The sequence below is a fragment of the Kitasatospora sp. NPDC049258 genome, from assembly GCF_040678895.1.
Classification (GTDB): domain Bacteria; phylum Actinomycetota; class Actinomycetes; order Streptomycetales; family Streptomycetaceae; genus Kitasatospora.
The window spans coordinates 73,597-92,507 of sequence record NZ_JBFAQT010000011.1; the positions used below are offsets into that span (position 1 = coordinate 73,597).

Consider the following 18,911-nt stretch of genomic DNA (forward strand, 5'->3'; position numbering starts at 1 on the left):
GCGGATCAGAACAGCTTGAGCTTGTCGTCCTCGATGCCGCGCAGCTCGTCGTAGTCGAGCACCACGCAGCCGATCCCGCGGTCGGTGGCCAGCACCCGGGCCTGCGGCTTGATCTCCTGCGCGGCGAAGACGCCCTTGACCGGGGCGAGCAGCGGGTCGCGGTTGAGCAGCTCCAGGTACCGGGTGAGCTGCTCGACGCCGTCGATCTCGCCGCGCCGCTTGATCTCGATGGCGACGGTGGCGCCGTCGGAGTCGCGGCACAGGATGTCGACCGGGCCGATCGCGGTCGGGTACTCGCGCCGGATCAGCTGCCAGCCGGCGCCGAGGACCTCCATCCGGTCGGCGAGCAGCTCCTGGAGGTGGGCCTCCACGCCGTCCTTGACCAGTCCGGGGTCGACCCCGAGTTCGTGCGAGGAGTCGTGCAGCACCTCTTCCAGGGTGATGATCAGCTTCTCACCGGCCTTGTTGGTGACCGTCCAAGTGGTGTCGGCCTCCTTGAGGCTGCACGGAGGCGACATCCAGTTGAGCGGCTTGTAGGCGCGGTCGTCGGCATGGATGCTGACGCTCCCGTCGGCCTTCACCAGGATCAGGCGGGTGGCGGACGGGAGATGGGCGGAGAGCCGTCCGGCATAGTCGACGGAGCAGCGGGCAATTACGAGACGCACGGTCGACCACGCTAGCCCACCGAGGCCAGTTGATGCGATTCCGCGACAGCCGGGTGAAGAAAGCGCGAACGCGGCGAACCATGGTGTGACGGCACCTCGCGCCGCCCGGACCGGTCCGCGGAAGGTACGGCACCCGGATGTCCGGTCGCCGGGGTGCGGGCGACGGGGATGGAGAAGTGAGATGAACGCTCCGACGGGATCCGGCCAATCTGTGCCGGCGGACCGCGTACGAGCTGTGAATCGAGGGATTCTCCAGCCGGGCTGAGCGTCGCCTGCCACGCTGGAGTGAGTAGCCGCCGCCCCACCTGGCGGTGTCGCCACGGCATCGGCGTACGCCCGGGCTTCGGCCGACCCGGGTGCTGTCCCCTGTCCTCGGTGTACGGACGGACGGGCCCTGCGGACCCACCGCCGTTCCACCGAGCCACGTCAGCCTGACCGGACGTCAGTCGGCCGGGCGGCACCCGTCACCCGCACCACCTGTGTGAGCACGGCACGGCACCATCCGCACGACCGCACGACCACCCCGGCAGCCGCGTCAGGGTGGACCGCGAGAGGAGAACCCATGTCGCTCGACGTCTCACCGGCCCTGCTAGAGAAGGCCGAGAGAGGCGAGGTCGACGAGAGGGAGTTCGTCGACTGCGTCCGCGTCTCCCTGCCGTACGCCTGGGAGCTGATCAGCTCGCTGGTCGCCCAGCTCAAGGTCGACGGCACCGACTTCGCCGACAACCAGGTCCCGCCGCCCAGCGAGCAGGCCCGCGGCCAGCTCCTGCGCGCCATGGCCAGCGACGCGATCCGGGGGGCCCTGCAGCGGCACTTCGGCGTGCAGTTGGCCTTCCAGAACTGCCACCGGGTGGCGGTGTTCTCGCCTTCCGAGACCTCCGCGGAGCGCCACAAGCGCTTCACCTCCGTCCGGGCCCAGGTGCTCAATCAGTCGGCCGAGCTGCGCGACTGCTGAACCGCGCGTCCGCCGGTGGGCCGCCCTCACGGGGGTGGCCCACCGACGTGCGTTCAGCCCAGCTGGGGCAGCACCTCGGCGCCCAGCCGGGCGATGTTGTGCAGGGTCGTCTCCCGGTCGCCCGACCCCTCGGTGAGCAGCGCGAACCGGCGGATGCCGGTCCGCTCGGCGGTGGCCAGCAGCCGGTCCGCGCACTGCCGCGGCGTGCCCACCGGATGCAGGTCGCAGAGCAGTTCGGTGTACGCGCGCGGGTCGCGCATCCGCCGCTCCTGGCCGTCCACCGTGCGGTGGGCGCCGAGCCCGTGGGCGAAGAAGCCGGGCATCGCCCGCAGCAGCTCGGCCCGCGCGTCGGCGGCACGGTCGTCCACCTGCGCCACCCCGGCGGCGACGTGCTCCCGCTCGACCCTGGCCAGCTGCTCCTCGCCGCGGCCGGCGGCCCGCCAGGCGGCCCGGTACGCGGCCAGCAGCTCCTTCTTGTCCTCGTCGCCGGAGTGCATGCCCAGCAGCATCGGCAGGCCGCGCTCGGCCGCGGTGCGGACCCCGCTCGGCGAGGTGCAGGCCATCACCACCGGCGGGCCGCCCGGGCCGGGCGCCGGGCGCGGCACCACCCGGTGGCCGCCTCGGCCGGCCCGGCCGGGCCGGAGCGGAGCCTGCTCGTGCCGCTGCCGCGGCCCCTGCTCGTGCCGCTGCCGCGGGAAGGCCCTCAGCGCGGCCTCCGGCTCCTCCTCCAGCCCCAGCCAGCCCGCCAGGCCGTCCCGGCCGGTGGGCTCGGCCGGCAGCACCGGCTCGGTCGCCCTGGGCACCACGTCCACCTCGGGGAAGCGGAACTGCGGCCCGTCGGCGCCCACCCGGGCACCGCGCAGCCAGCCCAGCAGCAGGTCGAGCCGCTCCGGGAACCCCTGCTCGTAGGCGTCCAGGCCGGTGCCGAAGACCGTCAGGTCGATCCACGGGCCGCCGCGGCCGACCCCGAGGGTGAACCGGCCGCCGGAGGTGAGGTGCAGCAGCGCCGCCTGCTCGCCGAGCCGCACCGGGTGGTTGGTGGGGAGCACGCTCACGGCGGTGCCGACGCCGATCCGACGGGTCCGCCCGAGCAGCATCGCGGCCAGGGTGGCGGCGTCGGGGCAGACCCCGTACGGGACGAAGTGGTGCTCGGCCAGCCAGACGCTGTCCAGACCGGACCGCTCGGCGGCGGTGGTGGCACTCATCGTGCGCTCCAGCGCCTGCCCGTGGGTCTGGCCGGGGAACTGCGCGGAGAGCAGGAAGGCACCGACCCGGATCGAGTCGGTGCCGGCCGGCCGCGCGGGTGCGGGCGCGGGCACGTCGGCCGGCAGTTGGACGCCGGGCCGCGGGGTGGTCTTGGTCATCGGAGGCCTCCTCGGGAGCGCGCAGGGTCTGCGTGCCCCGCCTTGTCCCCTTGTGAGTAACCCATGTCATGTGCCAATGGCACGCCGATCGACCAATTTCCCGAAAGAAAGGATGGATCTCAGGGGAAACACCCGACCCCCAGGTCGCCTCGTGATAGTGGCCCCGAAGGCCGCCGGCCGCCCCTTACCCTTGAGGGTAAATCGTGCCCGGCCGAGAGGTAGTTGACGTGTCGCCCCGCCGTAACCGGACCAGCAGCGCCGCCGACCGCGATGCCGCGCCGGCCGCCCCGCTGGGTGGCTCACTGCGCCGTACCGAGAGCTACCGGGGCGAGGAGTGGGTGGTGCAGACGGTGGCCGGCACGGCCGGCCGCTTCTACCGCTGTCCCGGCTGCGACCAGGAGATCCCGCCGGGGGTCGGCCACCTGGTGGCCTGGCCGGAGCACGGGGCCGGGGTGGACGACCGGCGGCACTGGCACCGGGCCTGCTGGGGTGCCCGGGAGCGCCGCGGCTCGAACCTCCAGCGCGGCCGCGGCGCCCCCCGCTACTGAGCGCGGCTCAGGCGTCGCGCTTCTTCAGCACCAGCGCGCCGCCGGCCAGCGCGGCCAGCGTCCAGGCCAGGCAGATCAGGAAGCCCGCCCCGGCGCCGTACGGCTGCCCGCTCTCGCCGTAGACCAGCAGCATCCGCCGCCCCGCGTAGTCGGGGAAGTAGTGCGCCACGGTCTTCACCTTCGGCACCGCCGACAGGATCGGCGAGAGCAGGAAGAAGAACGGCACCAGGATGCCGAGGGCCAGCGTCTGGTTGTGCAGCATCGCGGTGACGCCGGCCGAGAACAGGCACAGCATGGTCAGGTACGCCGCCGCGCCGAGCACCGCGCGCAGCACGTTCGGCTCGCCCAGACCGGTGGAGTGCTCGCCGAGCAGCGCCTGGCCGACGAAGAAGGTGACGAACACCGTCACCGTCGAGACGGCCAGCGCCAGCGCGCCCAGCACCACGGCCTTGCCGGTCAGCAGCGTGCCGCGCTGCGGCACGGCGGCCAGCGAGACCCGGATCAGGCCGCTGCTGTACTCGTTGCCGACCGCGAGCACGCCGAACACGATGATGGCCAGTTCGCCGAGCCCGATGCCGGAGAGCGAGGTGCTGGTGGCGTCGAACGGGCCGTCGCCGGCGAACTCCTGGAAGTTGTTCTTGGTGAGCAGGGAGAGCAGCGCCCCCAGGCCCAGGGTGACCACGAAGGTCAGCGCCAAGGTCCAGATGGTGGAGCGGACGCTGCGGATCTTGGTCCACTCGGACTGCAGGATCGCGGGGAAGGACGCCATCTCAGTTCTCCTCTCCGCCCTGCGGGGCGGCCTGCGCCGTGGCCTGTGCCTGCGCCTGCGCCGGTGCCTGCGAGGCGGGCCCGGGAGCCGCCGCGCCGTCCTGCGGTCCGTGGTCCTGCTGCCAGCCGGCGCCCCAGGCGGGCGGTGCGCCCGGCGCCGGGCGGTCCGCGCCGGCCTGGTACTCCACCGAGTCGGCGGTCATCTGCATGAACGCCTCCTCCAGCGAGGCCTGCTGCTGGCTGAGCTCGTGCAGGGTGATGTGGTGCTGCGCGGCCAGCTCGCCCAGGCGCACCAGATCGCCGTCCTCGACCTCGTAGCTGCCGTCACCGACGGGCTCGGCCCGCAGACCGGCGCCGTGCAGCGCGTCCAGCAGCAGCTGGACGTGCGGGGTGCGGATCCGGGCGGCGGAGCGGGAGTTCTGCTTGATGAACTCGGCCATCGACAGGTCGGCCAGCAGCCGGCCCCGGCCGATCACCACCAGGTGGTCGGCGGTGAGCGCCATCTCGCTCATCAGGTGGGAGGAGACGAAGATCGTCCGGCCCTCCGAGGCCAGGCCCTTCATCAGGTTGCGGATCCACAGGATGCCCTCGGGGTCGAGCCCGTTCACCGGCTCGTCGAACATCAGGATCTCCGGGTCGCCGAGCAGCGCCGAGGCGATGCCCAGGCGCTGGCCCATGCCGAGCGAGAAGCCCTTGGCGCGCTTCTTGGCCACCGGGTGCAGACCGACCAGGGCCAGCACCTCGTCCACCCGGGAGCGCGGGATCCGGTTGCTCTGGGCCAGCCAGAGCAGGTGGTCGTAGGCGGACCGCCCGGGGTGGACGGCCTTCGCCTCCAGCAGCGCGCCGATCTTCTTGAGCGGCTCGGCCAGCTGACCGTAGCGCTTCCCGTCGATGGTGACCCGGCCGCTGGTCGGACGGTCCAGGTCGAGGATCATGCGCATGGTGGTGGACTTGCCGGCGCCGTTCGGCCCGAGGAAGCCGGTCACCACACCCTGGGGGACCTGGAAGCTGAGTCCGTCCACCGCGAGCTTGCTGCCGTAACGTTTCGTCAACTGATGAAGTTCGATCATTTCGCTCCCTCACTCTCCGTCAGATTATGGCAGAGCGGGTATTGAGGCGCGCTGGCTGCGGGGGGCCGGTGGACCACAATACGGTGGCACCATGACCCTCCCCAGCACGCCGCCCGTCCACGAGCACGGCCCCGGCACCCCGCTCGTCCTGCTGCACGCCTTCCCGTTCTCCGCCCGGATGTGGGCCGCCCAGCTGGACCGGCTCTCCGGCCCGGCGGGCGAGACGGCGCGGGTGTTCACCCCCGACCAGCGCGGCTTCGGCAGCGCTCCGCTCGGTGACGACGAGCCCTCGCTGGACCTCGTCGCCGACGACGTGGCCCGCCTGCTGGACGGGGCCGGGGTGGAGCGCGCGGTGGTCGGCGGGCTGTCGATGGGCGGGTACGTGGCGATGGCCTTCGCCCGGCGCCACCCCGACCGGCTCTGCGGCCTGCTGCTGGCCGACACCAAGGCGGCCGCCGACACCGAGCAGGCCAGGACCAACCGGGAGCGGATCGCCCGGGCGGTGCTGGCCCGGGACAGCGTGCGGCTGCTGGCGGAGGAGAAGACGGCCGAGTCCCTGCTCGGCCCCGCGGCCGGCCCGGAACTGCTGGCGGAGGTCCGCGGGATGGTCGCCGAGGCGGCGCCGCGGGCGGTCGCCTGGGCCCAGCGGGCGATGGCGGCCCGGGGCGACTCGCTGGAGGTGCTGGCCGGGCTGGAGGTGCCGGCCGCGGTGATCGTCGGCGAGGCCGACACGGTGACGCCGCTGGCCGACGCCCGGATGATGGCCGAGGCGATGGCCGACGCCGAGCTGACCGTGATCCCCGCGGTCGGCCACCTCAGCTCGCTGGAGGCACCGGAGACCTTCGACGCGGCGGTCCGCGCACTCCTGCGCCGCGTCCGAGACTGACCTCGCGGGGCGCGGAGCGTTTCCCAGGGGCCGGCCGGCCGGGGGCGCAGCGTGTTTTTCAGGGGGTTGCCCGATGCGCCGGACGGCAGTGGGGCCCGCGCCGCGCGTGCGGTACGGGCCCCACCGGGTGGTCGGGTCAGCGCGACTGCTGGGCCGGGACGCCGAGGGCGTCGTCGGTGGGCAGCGTGGCGGCGGCCACGGCCGCGCCGGTCAGCGTCGCGAGCATCTCCCGGACGTTGGTCAGCTGGGCGTTGATCGAGTCGCGGCGGTTGGTGAGCGCCGCCAGCTCGCGCTCGGACTCGCTGCGGACCCGGTCGGCCTTGGCGTTGGCGTCGGCCACGATGTCCTCGGCCTGGCGCTGTGCGGTCTCCACCGTCTGGCGGGCGCGGCGCTCGGCGTCGGTGCGCAGCTTCTCCGCCTCGAGGCGGAGCTGCTCGGCACGGTGCTCGATCTCGGCCAGGCGCTTCTCGGCCTTGGCCTGGCGGGCGGCCAGGTCGCGCTCGGACTGCTCCCGGCGCTTGGCCAGGTTGGTCTCGAACTCCAGCGCGGCCTGGGCGGCCTTGGTGCGGGTCTCCTCGAAGAGGGCGTCCGCCTCCTCGCGCTTGTTCTGGGCGTCCTTGTTGGCCTCGGCGCGCAGCTGGGCGCTGTCGCTCTTGGCCTTGTCGACGATCCGCAGGCCCTCGTCCTCGGCCTTGGCCTTGCGGTCCTTGGCGTAGTTCTCCGCCTCGGTGCGGACCTGCTGGGCGGCCGCCTCGGCCAGCTCGCGGTGCTGCTCGGCGGCGCGGTGCGCCTCCTCACGCAGGTCCTTGGCCTCCTCCTCGGCGAGCCGGAGGATCTTCTCCACCCGGGCACCGAGACCGGCGTACGAGGGCTCCGCCTCGGCGACCTGGGCCTGCGCGCTCTGGGTCTCCAGGTGGAGCTCCTCGATGCGCTTCTCCAGCGCACCGATCCGGGCCAGCGCGCTGTCGCGATCGGCTACCAGCTTGGCGATCCGCTCGTCGACCTGGGCGCGCTCGTACCCACGGCGTACCAGGTCGAAGCCGTGCGGGGAGTGACTGTCGCTCATGGGATTTCTGGGCTTCCTGTCGTCGAACCGCTGAGGTGGTTGAGGGAATCCTGACACGTTACCGGAGTGTCATCGGCGAAATGCCGATGCTTCGCGGACAATGTCCGCTCAATCGGGTGGCGCCCCTCCGGAGCGATTGCCACCCGAACGGGGAGCGCCCACTCCGGCGCCGGCTTTCGACGCCCCTTCGCGGGCGACGGGGCCGCGGCCCCCACTGCCGCCCTTGCCGCTTCCCCCGTTCGTCTGGGCCACCGGTGCCGGTGCCTCGAACGCCTCCAGCGCCGACAGCACATCCTGGACCCGAGAGATCTCGGTGTTGATGTCCTTGCGCCGCCGGACCAGTTCGTCCAACTCCCGCTGGCCCTCGTCGGTCACGCGCTCCGCCTCGGCCTTGGCCTCGGCGAGCACCCGCTCGGCCTCCTCCTCGGCGGTCCGCAGCTGCTCGTCCGCGCTCCGGTCGACCCGGGCCAGCCGCTTCTCGGCCTCGGCGGCGGCGGCCTCGATCTGCTGCTCCGCCTCCTCCTCGGCCGACTTGAGCTTGGCCTCGGCCTTCACGATCAGGGCCTCGGCCCGCGAGGTGGAGTCGGCGAGCTTCTGCTCGGCCTCCTTCAGCAGGCCCTCGGCCTTGCGGACGGCCGCGATCCGGACCTTGCCGGCCTCGGCCGAAGCCTCGGAGGTCAGCTCGGAGGCCCGCTCCTCGGCCGCCGCGACCAGTGCGGCCGCTCGCTCCTCGGCCTCGGCGACGGCGGCCACCGCCTGCTCCTCGGCCTCGGTCAGCTGCTCCTGGGCCGCCGTGACCAGCGCGTCCACCCGCTCGCCGGCCGACTTCATGGCCTGCGCGTTCTCCTTGCGGGCCCGCTCGTGCAGCGCCTCGATCTCGTTGTCGGTGCGCTCGCGCAGCTCCTCGGCCCGCTCGCGGATCGCGGTGGAGTCCCGTCGGGCCTCGGAGAGCAGGGCGTCGGCGTCCGACCTGGCCTTCTCCACCTCGGCCTGGCCGGCGGCCTCGCCGGCCGCGGTCAGCCGCTCGGCCTCCTTGCGGGCCGCCGCCACCATCGCGTCGGCCTGCTCCTCGGCGGCGGCGGTGGTGGCCAGCGCGGTGGTCTGGGCGTCCTCGCCGAGCTGCTCGGCGTCGGCGAAGGCCCGCTCCAGCACCGACTTGGCCTGCTCCCGGGTGGCCTTGTCGAACTGCTCGGCCGCCTCCCTGGTCCGGCTGTCGTAGTCCTCGGCGCGGGCCCGGGTCGAGGAGTCGAAGTCCTCGGCCAGGGTGCGGGTGGCCAGCGCGTACTCCTCGGCCTCCGCGCGCAGTGCGGCCGCGAACTCCTCGGCCTCCGTGATCACCGCGGCGGCCCGCTCCTCGGCCGCGGCGACGGCCGCGCGAGCCTGCTCCTCGGCCTCGGCCCGGTGCTGCTCGGCGAAGTCCAGCGCGGACTGCCGCTCGGCCTCGGCCCGGCCGCGCAGCTCCGCGTCGTACGCCTGCGCCTCGGCCCGCTGGTGGGCGATCTCCTCGGCGGCGCCCTCCCGGTCGGCGGCCAGTTCGGCGGCGACGGCCGCGCGCAGCTCGGCGCTCTCGCGCTCGGCGGCCGCGCGCAGCTCGGCGCTCTCGCGCTCGGCAGTGGCCCGCAGCTCGGCGATCTGCTGCGAGGCGGACTCGTGCAGGCCGGCCACGGACTGGCGGGTGTCGGCGGCCTCGTCCTCGGCGGCGGCGACCAGCTCGGCCGCCCGGCGGGTGGCGTCGGCGGTCAGCTCCTCGGCCTCGGTGGCGGCGAGCGCCCGCTGCTCCTGGGCCTCCGCGAGCACCGCCGCGGCCTGCTTCTGGGCCTCGGCCAGCTCCCGGGCACCCTCGGCGCGCTGCTGGTCGGCCTCGGCCTCGGCCTCGGTACGGACGCTCTGCGCGGCGGCCTTGGCCTCGGCGAGCTGCTCGGCGGCGGTGGCGCCGGCGGCCTCCAACGCCTGGGCGGCCTGCTCGCGCAGCTCGGCGCTCTCGCGCTCGGCGGCGGCCCGCAGCTCGGCGGTCTCGGCGGCGGTGCGTTCGACCAGCGCCGCGGTCTCGGCCGCGGTGCGCTCGACCAGCTCGGTGGTCTCGGCGGCGGTGCGCTCGGTGAGTGCGGCGGCCTCGGTCTCGGCGGCTTCCCGGGCGGCCTTGGCGGCGGCCAGCAGCTCGGTGGTCTCGGTCTGCTCGCGGAGCAGTGCGGCGGAGGCCTCCTCGCGCTCGCGCCGGCTCTCCTCGCGCAGGGCGGCGGCGGCGGCCTCGGCCTCGGCGCGCTGCTGCCGGGCCCAGTTCTCCGCCTCGGTGCGGTGGCTCTCGGCCCAGCCGCGGGCCTCCTCGCGGGTGTCCTCGGCGGCCGTCGCGGCCTGCTCGCGCAGCTCGGTGTCGTGCGCCTGGGCCCGCGCCTGGAGCGCCTCCGCGGCAGCCACCGCCTCGGCCCGCACCCGCTGGTCGAACTCGGCCGCCTCGCGGCGCAGTTCGGCGGTCTCCCGCTCGGCGGCGGCACGGTTCTCGGCGGCGGCGGCCTTGGCGGCGGCCAGCGCCTCCTGGTGCTGCTGGGCGGCCGTGGCGGCCAGCTTCTGGGCCTCCGCGCGGGCCCGGCCGAGGGTCTGCTCGGCCCTGGCCTGGGTCTCCGCGGCCTGCTCGGCGGCCTGCGCCTGCCGGCGCTCCACCTCGGCGGCCGCGCCGGCCCGCAGCTCGTCCGCGTCGGCCTTGGCCTTGGTGAGGAGCTCCTCGGCGGTCTTCGCCGACTCCTCGATCTGCACCACGGCCTGGCGCCGGGAGTCGGCGCGGACCCGCTCCGCCTCGGCCTCGGCCTGGGCGCGCAGCTCCTCGGCCTCGGCCCGCAGCCGGGAGGCCTCCTCGTGCATCCGCTCCATCTGCTCGCGGATGGAGGCGGCGTCGTCCAGGGCGGCGTTCTGGGCCTGCTCGACCGCGGCCTGGGCCTGCTCGCGCAGCTGCCGCGCCTCGGCGGCGGCCTCCTCGCGCAGGCGCTCGGCCTCGGCGGCGGCCTCCTCCCGGGCGGCCTCGGCCTCGCGGGCGGTGCGCAGCCGGACGTCCTCGGCCTGCTTGGCGGCCTTGGCGAGGTGGATGGCGGCGTCCTTGGCGCCCTCGGCGCGACCGGCCTCCTCGGCCTCCCGGCGCAGGGTCGCGGCGGCGGCCTCGGCCTCGGCGCGCAGCGCCGCGACCTCCCGCTCGGCCTCGACCCGCAGCGTGGCGATGGCGGTTTCGGCCTCGGTGCGCAGCTGGGTGGCGACGCTCTCGGCGGCGCCGCGCAGGCGCTCGCTCTCCTCGGCGGCGGCGGCCTTGGCGGCTTCGGCCTCCGCCTTGGCGGTGGCGGCCGAGGCCTTGATCAGGTCGGCCTCGCGGGTGGCGGCGGCGACCATCCGGGCGATCTCGGCCCGGGCGGTGAGCGAGCGCTGCTCGCTGGCGGCCTCGCCGTCGGCGACCTTCTGCTCGGCGGCGGCCTCCGCCTCGGCCTGCAGGCGCTGCGCGGCGGCCTCGGCGTGGATGCGCAGCTCGGTGGCCTCCTGCCGGGCCCGCTCCGCCTCCGCCTCGGCCTCGGCGCGCAGCCGCTCTATCTCGGCCTGGGCCTGGGCCAGGGCGGCCGCGGCGCGCTCCTGGTCGGCCTGGACCTGCTGCTTGAGGGCGGTGATCTCGGCCTGCGCGGCGGCGAGCTGGCGCCCGGCGGCGGCCTGGGCGCCGGCCAGCTGCTGCTGGGCCTCGTTGGCGGCGCTGCCGCGCAGCTGCTCGGCGGCGACGCTGGCCTGCTGGGCCTGCTCCGAGGCGGCGCGCAGCAGGCGTTCGGCGTCGGTCTGGGCGCGCTGGAGGGCGGCCTCGGCGGCGGCCCTGGCCTCGCCGCGGGCGGCGTCCACGTCGGCGGCGGTCTGGGCGCGGGCCTGGTCGGCGAGGGCGGCGGCCTCGGCCCGGGCGGCGGCGACCATCCGCTCGGATTCGGCGCGGGCCTCCTGGAGCAGGCGCTGGGCCTCCTGCTCGGTGCCGGCGCGGGCCTGCTCGGCCCAGTTGACGTTCTCGTTGACGTGCCGCTCGGCGGAGCGGCGGAGCTCGGTGAGCTCCTCCTCCAGCTGGCGGCGGCGGATGGAGAGCTCGGCCTCCAGCTGCGCGGTGCGCTCGGCGGCCTCGGCCATCAGCCGCTGGGTGGCCGCCTGCGACTCGCGGAACTGGCGCTCGGCGTCCGCGCGCAGCGCCTCGGCCTGCAGCTCGGCGTTGCGCAGGACCTGTTCGGCCTGGCCGGTGACGGAGTCGAAGGCGCGCGGCTGAGCGAGCTGCCGTCGGGCTTCGTGCAGCTTGGCCCGGAGCACCTCCACCTGGTAGGCGAGGTCCTCGGCATGCTCGACGGTCTTGTCCCGCTCCTTGCGAGCCCGCTCCAACTCGGCCTCGAACTGGGAGAGGTGATCATCAACCTCGTAGCGGTCGTAGCCCCGCACTCCGCGGTCCCATCCATCTCCTGGTCGCGTCCTCGACCCGGCCGCTCCCGGCGCCCCCGAATCTCTCGGGAGCGGAGCGGCTGGTCCTTGCATCCGCGGCTGGTGCCACGGGTCGGAGCCCGCGCCGTCCGGTGGTGCGCGGTTGGACCGCGCTCCGCCGTCCGGGTGGACTCCTGAGCGAACTCTTGCCTTTGGAGAATGGTGACAGATCCGAACTGCGACCGTTCAGCCGTGCCCGCGTAGTGGACTCCCCTGCAACGAGACGAGCCGTCGGAAGACCAGCCCCACTCGCGCTCGGCTGTGCCCGACGGATCCGGTCTCCCCGGAGCATTGGCGCACCTGGGCATTGTAGTGGGCGCGGCCCCCGGGGGAATGGGGGCATCTGTCTTTTCCGAAGTTACCGACCGGTCGCCCCGGGCCGGGCCGGTTCGCGCTCAGTGCTCCGGGTGCTCCTGCGGGGCCGCCGAGGTCACCAGTTCGGTCAGCACGCCGCCGCAGTCCTTCGGGTGCAGGAAGGTGATCCGCGAACCCATCGAGCCGATCCGCGGCTCGTCGTAGAGCACCCGGACGCCCTTGGCCCGGATGTCCGCGGCGTCGCCGTCCACGTCGGCGGTGCCGAAGGCGATGTGGTGCACGCCCTCGCCGTTCTTCGCCAGCCACTTGGCGACCGTGGAGTCCTCCCGGGTGGGCTCCAGCAGCTGGAGGTAGGAGGCCCCGCCGTCGCCGGTGTCGTTGATCTTCAGCATCGCCTCGCGCACCCCCTGCTCCTCGTTCACCTCGGAGTGGAACACCTCGAAGCCGTAGGTGGCGCGGTAGAACTCGACCGTCTTGTCGAGGTCGAAGCAGGCGATGCCGATGTGGTCGATACGGGTCAGCATGACGGCCTCCGGAGGGCTGGGCGGACGATGGGGGCACCAGTGCAGCGCATCGCGGCAGGCCTTGGCCACCGCACGACGTGCGAGCCTGCTCACAATTCACTCCGGCCGGGCTGACACGGTGTTGACTGGTCGGTGCCAGTGCCGCTGATCACACCCTCGCGCCGGTGACGCACGGGTTACGGGTCAGTACATTGAGCCGCATCCCCACACCCTCTCCTGGCCATGACGCGCGAAGGAGCTCGTCCCATGACTACCTCAGTGATCGTCGCGGGTGCACGCACCCCGATGGGCCGACTGCTCGGCTCGCTCAAGGGCTTCTCCGGCGCCGAACTCGGCGGCTTCGCCATCAAGGCCGCGCTGGAGCGGGCCGGCATCACCGGCGAGCAGGTCCAGTACGTGATCATGGGCCAGGTGCTCCAGGCCGGAGCCGGCCAGATCCCGGCCCGCCAGGCCGCCATCAAGGGCGGCGTCCCGATGAACGTCCCGGCGCTGACCATCAACAAGGTCTGCCTCTCCGGCCTGGACGCCATCGCGCTGGCCGACCAGCTGATCCGGGCCGGCGAGTTCGACATCGTGGTGGCCGGCGGCCAGGAGTCCATGACCAACGCCCCGCACCTGCTGCCGAAGTCCCGCGAGGGCTACAAGTACGGCGCGATCGAGCTGCTCGACGCGATGGCCCACGACGGCCTCACGGACGCCTACGAGAACATCCCGATGGGCGAGTCCACCGAGAAGCACAACACCCGCCTGGGCATCGGCCGCGAGGTGCAGGACCAGCTCGCCGCGCTCTCCCACCAGCGCGCCGCCGCCGCCCAGAAGAACGGCGTCTTCGAGGCCGAGATCGCGCCGGTGCAGATCCCGCAGCGCAAGGGCGACCCGGTGCTGTTCAGCCAGGACGAGGGCATCCGCGCGGACACCACGGTGGAGGGGCTGGCCAAGCTGCGCCCGGCCTTCACCAAGGACGGCACGATCACCGCCGGCACGTCCTCGCAGATCTCCGACGGCGCCGCCGCGGTGGTCGTGATGAGCAAGGCCAAGGCCGAGGAGCTGGGCCTGAGCTGGATCGCCGAGATCGGCGCCCACGGCAACGTGGCCGGCCCGGACAACTCGCTCCAGTCGCAGCCCTCCAACGCCATCAAGCACGCGCTCGGCAAGGAGGGCCTGACCGTCGCCGACCTCGACCTGGTCGAGATCAACGAGGCCTTCGCCGCGGTCGCCCACCAGTCGATGAAGGACCTCGGCATCACCGAGGAGATCGTGAACGTCAACGGCGGTGCGATCGCGCTCGGTCACCCGATCGGGATGTCCGGCGCCCGGGTGGTGCTGCACCTCGCGCTGGAGCTGCAGCGGCGCGGCGGCGGTGTCGGCGCGGCCGCGCTGTGCGGCGGCGGCGGGCAGGGCGACGCCCTGATCGTCCGGGTGCCGAAGGCCTGACCCACCAGCTGACACGGACACGAGGGCTGCTCGCCGGGACGGACACCGTCGCGGCGGGCAGCCCTGTTCCCGATCGAGGAGCACGTTGATGGTCGATGTGGCGACGCTGGTCGAGCAGGCCAGAGGGGGCCGCCCGCGGGCGGTGGCCCGGCTGATCACGCTGGTGGAGAACGCCGCGCCGCAGCTGCGCGAGGTGATGGCCGCGCTCACCCCGTACACCGGGCAGGCCTACACCGTGGGGCTGACCGGCTCGCCAGGGGTGGGCAAGTCCACCTCGACCTCCGCGCTGGTCACCGCGTACCGGAGGCTGGGCAAGCGGGTCGGGGTGCTGGCGGTCGACCCCTCCTCGCCGTTCTCCGGCGGGGCGCTGCTCGGCGACCGGGTGCGGATGCAGGACCACGCCACCGACCCGGAGGTCTTCATCCGCTCGATGGCCACCCGCGGGCACCTGGGCGGGCTGTCCTGGGCCGCGCCGCAGGCGCTGCGGGTGCTGGACGGGGCCGGCTGCGAGGTGATCCTGGTGGAGACCGTCGGGGTCGGCCAGTCCGAGGTGGAGATCGCCGCGCAGGCGGACACCACGGTGGTCCTGCTGGCCCCGGGGATGGGCGACGGGATCCAGGCCGCCAAGGCGGGGATCCTGGAGATCGGCGACCTCTTCGTGGTCAACAAGGCCGACCGGGACGGGGCCGACGCCACCGCCCGGGAGCTGAACCACATGCTCGGCCTCGGCGAGGCGCGCAACCCCGGCGACTGGCGGCCGCCGATCGTCAAGACCGTGGCCGCCCGCGGCGAGGGCATGGACGAGGTGGTCGAGGCGCTGGAGAAGCACCGCGCCTGGCTGGCCGAGACCGGTGAGCTCGCCGCCCGGCGGCGGCGGCGGGCGGCGGACGAGGTCCAGGCCATCGCGCTGGCCGCGCTGCGGGCCCGGATCGGCGACCTGCGCGGCGACCGGCGACTGTCCGCGCTCGCGGAGCGGGTGGCCGCAGGCGAGCTGGACCCGTACGGCGCGGCCGACCAGTTGATCGCCGACCTGACCACCGGCTGACCACCGGCTGACCACCGGCTGCCCGGCGGCTGACCACCGGCTGCCCGGAGGTTGCCCGGCCGGCGGCCGAGGCCGGGCGGCAGCGGGCCGGCGGGTGCGGCCCCGGCCGCGGTCGCCGGGGCCGGGCTCTCTACGATCTTGAGGTGACCACGCCCCCGCCGCAGCCCCCGCCGCCCCCCTCGCCGGCCGCCGAGCTGCCCGCCCCGCCGCCCGCGGCGCCGAACCCGTTCGCCTACGTCGAGCCGTTCGGGGCGCCGCCGGCCGGTGCGTCCGCCGCCACCCGCAACGCCGTCATCGGCGCCGTCGCCACCGTGCTGGCGCTGGTGCTGGGCACCGTCGTCGGCTGGCTGGGCCACGGTGGATCCGATCGGGGCGAGCCGGTCGTGGCGCTGCCCGCCCCGCGGGTCACCGTCACCGCGACCGCGACGGTCACCGCCCAGCCCACGCAGCCGAGTTCGGCCGCGGCCGTCGAGGAGTTCAAGGCCTTCGTGGCGGCCAACGGGACGGCCAACCAGAAGAAGGCGGTCCAGCACGTCCAGAAGATCAACATGCCGGTCCGGCTGGACGGCATCAGCGGAATCGTCGACGTCTTCACCGACCTGGACGGCGACTTCCTGGCGGACGCGGGCACCGCGAAGCTGCTGACCGAGGCGTTCGCCGAGTGGAAGAGCGCGCGGAACGGGCTGGTCAACGTCTTCAACGCGGACGGGAAGGCGCTCGCCAACGGCCTGTTCTGACCGCCCGCCCGGCTCAGCCGCGGCCGCGCAGCCCCCGCAGGTGCTCGGCGACCGGCGCCAGGGCCTGGTACATCGCATCGATCTGCTCCGGGGTGAACCGGTCCACGAAGTGCTGCCGGACGCTGCGGACGTGGTCCGGGGCGACCTTCTGCATCGTCTCCCAGCCCAGGTCGGTCAGGTTGGCGTAGAGGCCGCGGCGATCGCCCGGACACTCCTGGCGCAGCACCAGGCCGGCGCTCTCCATCCGGGTGATCTGGTGCGAGAGCCGGCTCTTGGACTGGAGGGTCGCGGTCGCCAGGTCGGTCATCCGCATCCGCCGGTCCGGGGCCTCGGAGAGCACCACCAGGATCTCGTAGTCGTTGATGGCCAGGTTGTGCGGCTGGAGCTCCCGACCGAGCTGGTAGTCGAGGAGCTTGCTGACCTCCAGATGGGCGCGCCAGAACCGTTGCTCGGCGGCGGTGAGCCAGGGGGTCTCCGCCTCGGACTCGGAGGCGGAGACCGCCGGCGCTTCGGTCAGGTTCGTTTCCATGAACCCAGCATAGCCCGGTTTGTTAAAAGTTGTACAATATTCGTTCCGGGCCGGCCGAGGGCGGTCGAGGGCGGTCGGGGGCCGGTCAGAGGCCGAATCGACGGCCCAGATCGCCCAGGTTGCCCAGTCCGGGGATGTTCACGTTGGGCAGCTGCTGTTGCTGCTGCCCGTGCCCGGCCGGCTGGTGCGGCACCCCGCTGCCGGGGACCCCGGCCTCCGCGTGCACCACGCCCACCGAGCGCTCGGCCATCAGCGTCTCGGTCGACTGCAGCAGCACCTGGCCGGCCCCGATGAACTCGAACTGGTGCTCCTCGCCGGAGGCGCCGCCGAGCCCGGTGAGGTGGCGCAGCCCGCCGATCAGCCCGTGCATGTAGCCGTGGTCGTAGTGGTGGCACGGCGCCGGGCAGTCCGCCCAGCCGACCAGTGCCTGCGGGTCGACCCGGATCGGCGGCTCGACGAAGTGCACCGGTCCGTTCGAGGCGGCGACGAACTTGCCGGTCCCGATCAGGGTCAGGAAGCCCGGGATGATCGACTGCTTCAGCTGCAGGGTCGGCTCGAAGGCCAGCAGGTTCCCCGAGCGGACCGTCAGGTTGCCGTTCTCCAGGTCGTAGGAGTTCAGGTCGAAGGCCCGGTCGGCCAGCAGCAGCTTGCCGCGGCCCTCGGCGACCACCCAGTCGGAGGCGTGCAGCGGGGAGTTGAAGTTCCGCTCCAGCATCTGGTCGATCACACCGCGGCCGATGCCCGAGAAGCGCATGTCGCCGTAGTAGGCGATCATCTTGCCCTTCTGCAGGTAGTAGGCCCCGTTCAGGTCCACCGAGAAGGCGTACGGGTTGACGTTGTCGTTCACCGGCAGGCTGTGCGCGTCGTGCACGGTCGGGCCCTCGGTGCCGGGAGCCGCGTACGGCAGTGGGGCGCCGTAGCCCTGCTGGGGTGCGCCGTACTGCTGCGGCGGCGGGGCGCCGTAGGGCTGGCCCGGCATGCCGACCTGGGTCTGCTGGTACGCCTGGTCGTAGCTCTGCTGGTTGTACGGCGGCTGGCCCGGCTGCGGCTGACCGTACGGCTGCTGCGGCTGGCCATAGGGCTGCTGCGGCTGACCGTAGGGCTGCTGCCCGTACGGGGGCTGCTGCGGCGGGTAGGACATCAGAGCTTCTCCTCGCTCGCCTGCACGTACACCATGCCGTGCCCGGACAGCTCCAGCTGGAACGCCTCGCCCGAGCCGCGGCCCACCATGTCGCGCCAGCCCAGCGCGGTGGACAGCTTGTTGGTCACCTGGCCGCGGTGCGCCACGTACGCCTGCGGGTCCACGTGCACCGGCTGGCCGGGGCCGATCGGCAGCTCGAACACGCCGCCGTGCGCCATCACCGCGACCGAGCCGTGGCCGTCCAGCTTGGTGGTGAACAGGCCCTGGCCGGTGACCTGGCCGCGGACCATGCCCATCACGCCGCCCTGCTGGCCCATGAACATGGTGGACTGCTGCAGGGTGCCGTCGAAGGCGAGCAGCCGGTCGGCCTCCACGTAGAGGGTGTCGCCGGTCAGGTCGATCACCTGGATGTTGTGGCCGCCGTGGCCGAACATCACCTTGCCGTGGCCCTCGACCGTCATCAGCGGGGTGTCCTCGTTGGCCACCCGGCGGCCGATCATCGACAGCACGCCACCCTGGCCGCCCATCACGTTCGGCGTGAAGGAGACCTCGCCGGTGTACGCGAGCATGGCGCCGCGCTGGCTGAAGACCTTCTGGCCGGGCAGCACCTGGGCCTCGACCATCTTGTTGTTGATCTTGTGGAACGGCATCAGACGTCACCCCCGAACGTCATCTTCTCGGACGGCTGCACGTAGACCAGGCCCTCGCCGGTGAACTCCACCTGCATCGCCTCGCCGCCGCCCTCGCCGATCAGGGTCGTCCAGCCCGCACCCGACTTCAGGCTGCGGTTCAGGTTCCCGGTGTGCGCGATGTACGCGCCCGGGTCGACCCGCAGCGGGGTGCCCTGGGAGACCCGCAGGATGATCGCCGGACCGCGGGAGGTGAGCGCGGCCCAGCCGTGCCCGTCCACCTTGGTGGTGAACAGCCCGTTGCCCGAGGCCATCCCGTTGAGGCCGGTGAAGCTGGTGCCGGTGTGCAGGGTCGCCTCGGTGCAGAGCAGGTTCTCGGCCTCGACGTACAGCGTCTCGCCGTTCAACCGCACCAGGTTCACCTCGCTGGCCTTGTCGGCGAAGAAGCAGGTGCCCTGCCCCTTGACCTCCATCACCACCATCTGTTCACCGGTCAGCCTGCGGGTGACCATGCCCCGCAGCCCGTCCCCGCCACCGGAGAGCTTCTTGAAGCCCATCTGCCCGGTGTAGGCGACCATCGTCCCGTTACGTGCTTTGACCGTGTCGCCCGTCATGTCGACGGCGAGCACCTTTGACCCTTGGAGTCGAAACTGTGCCACCGGGCGAATGTAACGGCAGCGAGCCCCCTCCGGGGAGGGGGCTCGGGCCATTCGGTACCCAGCTGGGACAGAAGGGGTCGTTCTGTCCGGGTTTGTCCGGCGA

Annotated in this window: 17 protein-coding genes; 6 read left to right on the top strand and 11 right to left on the bottom strand. The window is 73.5% G+C overall.

Annotated elements, in window-relative coordinates; genetic code table 11:
• Positions 1-5: 5 nt before the first annotated feature.
• A complete protein-coding gene (gene nucS, locus AB0K43_RS12245) occupies positions 6-665 on the bottom strand; it encodes an endonuclease NucS (protein WP_363638626.1) in 660 nt (219 codons plus the stop codon).
• A gap of 562 nt (positions 666-1,227) precedes the next feature.
• Between nucS and AB0K43_RS12250 the strand changes: the two genes are divergently transcribed.
• On the top strand, positions 1,228-1,620 hold the full coding sequence (locus AB0K43_RS12250; protein WP_363638628.1) for an SCO5389 family protein: 393 nt from the start codon (positions 1,228-1,230) through the stop codon (positions 1,618-1,620).
• A gap of 53 nt (positions 1,621-1,673) precedes the next feature.
• Here the strand turns inward: AB0K43_RS12250 and AB0K43_RS12255 are convergent, their stop codons facing one another.
• Complete coding sequence (locus tag AB0K43_RS12255) at positions 1,674-2,897, bottom strand: LLM class flavin-dependent oxidoreductase (protein WP_363638791.1); 1,224 nt, start codon at positions 2,895-2,897, stop codon at positions 1,674-1,676.
• Positions 2,898-3,211: 314 nt separating this feature from the next.
• Here AB0K43_RS12255 and AB0K43_RS12260 point away from each other — a divergent pair, with 314 nt between their 5' ends.
• Positions 3,212-3,532 (top strand): ATP/GTP-binding protein, encoded by a 321-nt coding sequence (locus tag AB0K43_RS12260; RefSeq protein ID WP_363638630.1) that lies wholly within the window; start codon positions 3,212-3,214, stop codon positions 3,530-3,532.
• A gap of 7 nt (positions 3,533-3,539) precedes the next feature.
• On the opposite strand, the gene AB0K43_RS12265 is transcribed toward AB0K43_RS12260, so the two are convergent.
• Both AB0K43_RS12265 and AB0K43_RS12270 read right to left on the bottom strand, forming a co-directional pair.
• Positions 3,540-4,301, bottom strand: a complete 762-nt coding sequence (locus tag AB0K43_RS12265; RefSeq protein ID WP_363638632.1) for an ABC transporter permease subunit — start codon at positions 4,299-4,301, stop codon at positions 3,540-3,542.
• A gap of 1 nt (position 4,302) precedes the next feature.
• A complete protein-coding gene (locus AB0K43_RS12270; protein ID WP_363638634.1) occupies positions 4,303-5,370 on the bottom strand; it encodes an ABC transporter ATP-binding protein in 1,068 nt (355 codons plus the stop codon).
• Between the two features lie 91 nt (positions 5,371-5,461).
• On the opposite strand from AB0K43_RS12270, the gene AB0K43_RS12275 reads away from it, so the two are divergent.
• Positions 5,462-6,256 (top strand): alpha/beta hydrolase, encoded by a 795-nt coding sequence (locus AB0K43_RS12275; RefSeq protein ID WP_363638636.1) that lies wholly within the window; start codon positions 5,462-5,464, stop codon positions 6,254-6,256.
• Positions 6,257-6,392: 136 nt separating this feature from the next.
• Here the strand turns inward: AB0K43_RS12275 and AB0K43_RS12280 are convergent, their stop codons facing one another.
• From AB0K43_RS12280 to mce, 3 genes are all read right to left on the bottom strand, one after another.
• Entirely contained in the window at positions 6,393-7,322 is a 930-nt protein-coding gene (locus AB0K43_RS12280) for a cellulose-binding protein (RefSeq protein WP_350638011.1), read from the bottom strand.
• 108 nt (positions 7,323-7,430) lie between these two features.
• Entirely contained in the window at positions 7,431-11,756 is a 4,326-nt protein-coding gene (locus AB0K43_RS12285; protein WP_363638638.1) for a hypothetical protein, read from the bottom strand.
• Between the two features lie 434 nt (positions 11,757-12,190).
• Positions 12,191-12,634, bottom strand: coding sequence for a methylmalonyl-CoA epimerase (gene mce, locus AB0K43_RS12290; protein WP_363638640.1), 444 nt, complete (start codon positions 12,632-12,634; stop codon positions 12,191-12,193).
• Between the two features lie 246 nt (positions 12,635-12,880).
• Between mce and AB0K43_RS12295 the strand changes: the two genes are divergently transcribed.
• From AB0K43_RS12295 to AB0K43_RS12305, 3 genes are all read left to right on the top strand, one after another.
• Positions 12,881-14,068, top strand: a complete 1,188-nt coding sequence (locus tag AB0K43_RS12295; RefSeq protein WP_363638642.1) for an acetyl-CoA C-acetyltransferase — start codon at positions 12,881-12,883, stop codon at positions 14,066-14,068.
• An 88-nt stretch (positions 14,069-14,156) separates the two neighbouring features.
• Positions 14,157-15,113 (top strand): methylmalonyl Co-A mutase-associated GTPase MeaB, encoded by a 957-nt coding sequence (gene meaB, locus AB0K43_RS12300; RefSeq protein WP_363638644.1) that lies wholly within the window; start codon positions 14,157-14,159, stop codon positions 15,111-15,113.
• A gap of 143 nt (positions 15,114-15,256) precedes the next feature.
• A complete protein-coding gene (locus AB0K43_RS12305) occupies positions 15,257-15,850 on the top strand; it encodes a hypothetical protein (RefSeq protein ID WP_363638646.1) in 594 nt (197 codons plus the stop codon).
• 13 nt (positions 15,851-15,863) lie between these two features.
• Here AB0K43_RS12305 and AB0K43_RS12310 read toward each other — a convergent pair whose 3' ends face one another.
• From AB0K43_RS12310 to AB0K43_RS12325, 4 genes are all read right to left on the bottom strand, one after another.
• On the bottom strand, positions 15,864-16,379 hold the full coding sequence (locus tag AB0K43_RS12310) for a MarR family transcriptional regulator (protein WP_363638648.1): 516 nt from the start codon (positions 16,377-16,379) through the stop codon (positions 15,864-15,866).
• Positions 16,380-16,464: 85 nt separating this feature from the next.
• The gene (locus AB0K43_RS12315) at positions 16,465-17,286 is read right to left on the bottom strand and encodes an AIM24 family protein (protein ID WP_363638793.1); all 822 of its coding nucleotides are present in this window, start codon (positions 17,284-17,286) and stop codon (positions 16,465-16,467) included.
• 233 nt (positions 17,287-17,519) lie between these two features.
• On the bottom strand, positions 17,520-18,170 hold the full coding sequence (locus AB0K43_RS12320; protein ID WP_363638650.1) for an AIM24 family protein: 651 nt from the start codon (positions 18,168-18,170) through the stop codon (positions 17,520-17,522).
• The gene (locus tag AB0K43_RS12325) at positions 18,170-18,808 is read right to left on the bottom strand and encodes an AIM24 family protein (protein ID WP_363638652.1); all 639 of its coding nucleotides are present in this window, start codon (positions 18,806-18,808) and stop codon (positions 18,170-18,172) included. Before AB0K43_RS12325 ends, AB0K43_RS12320 begins: the two co-directional genes overlap by 1 nt.
• Positions 18,809-18,911: the final 103 nt, after the last annotated feature.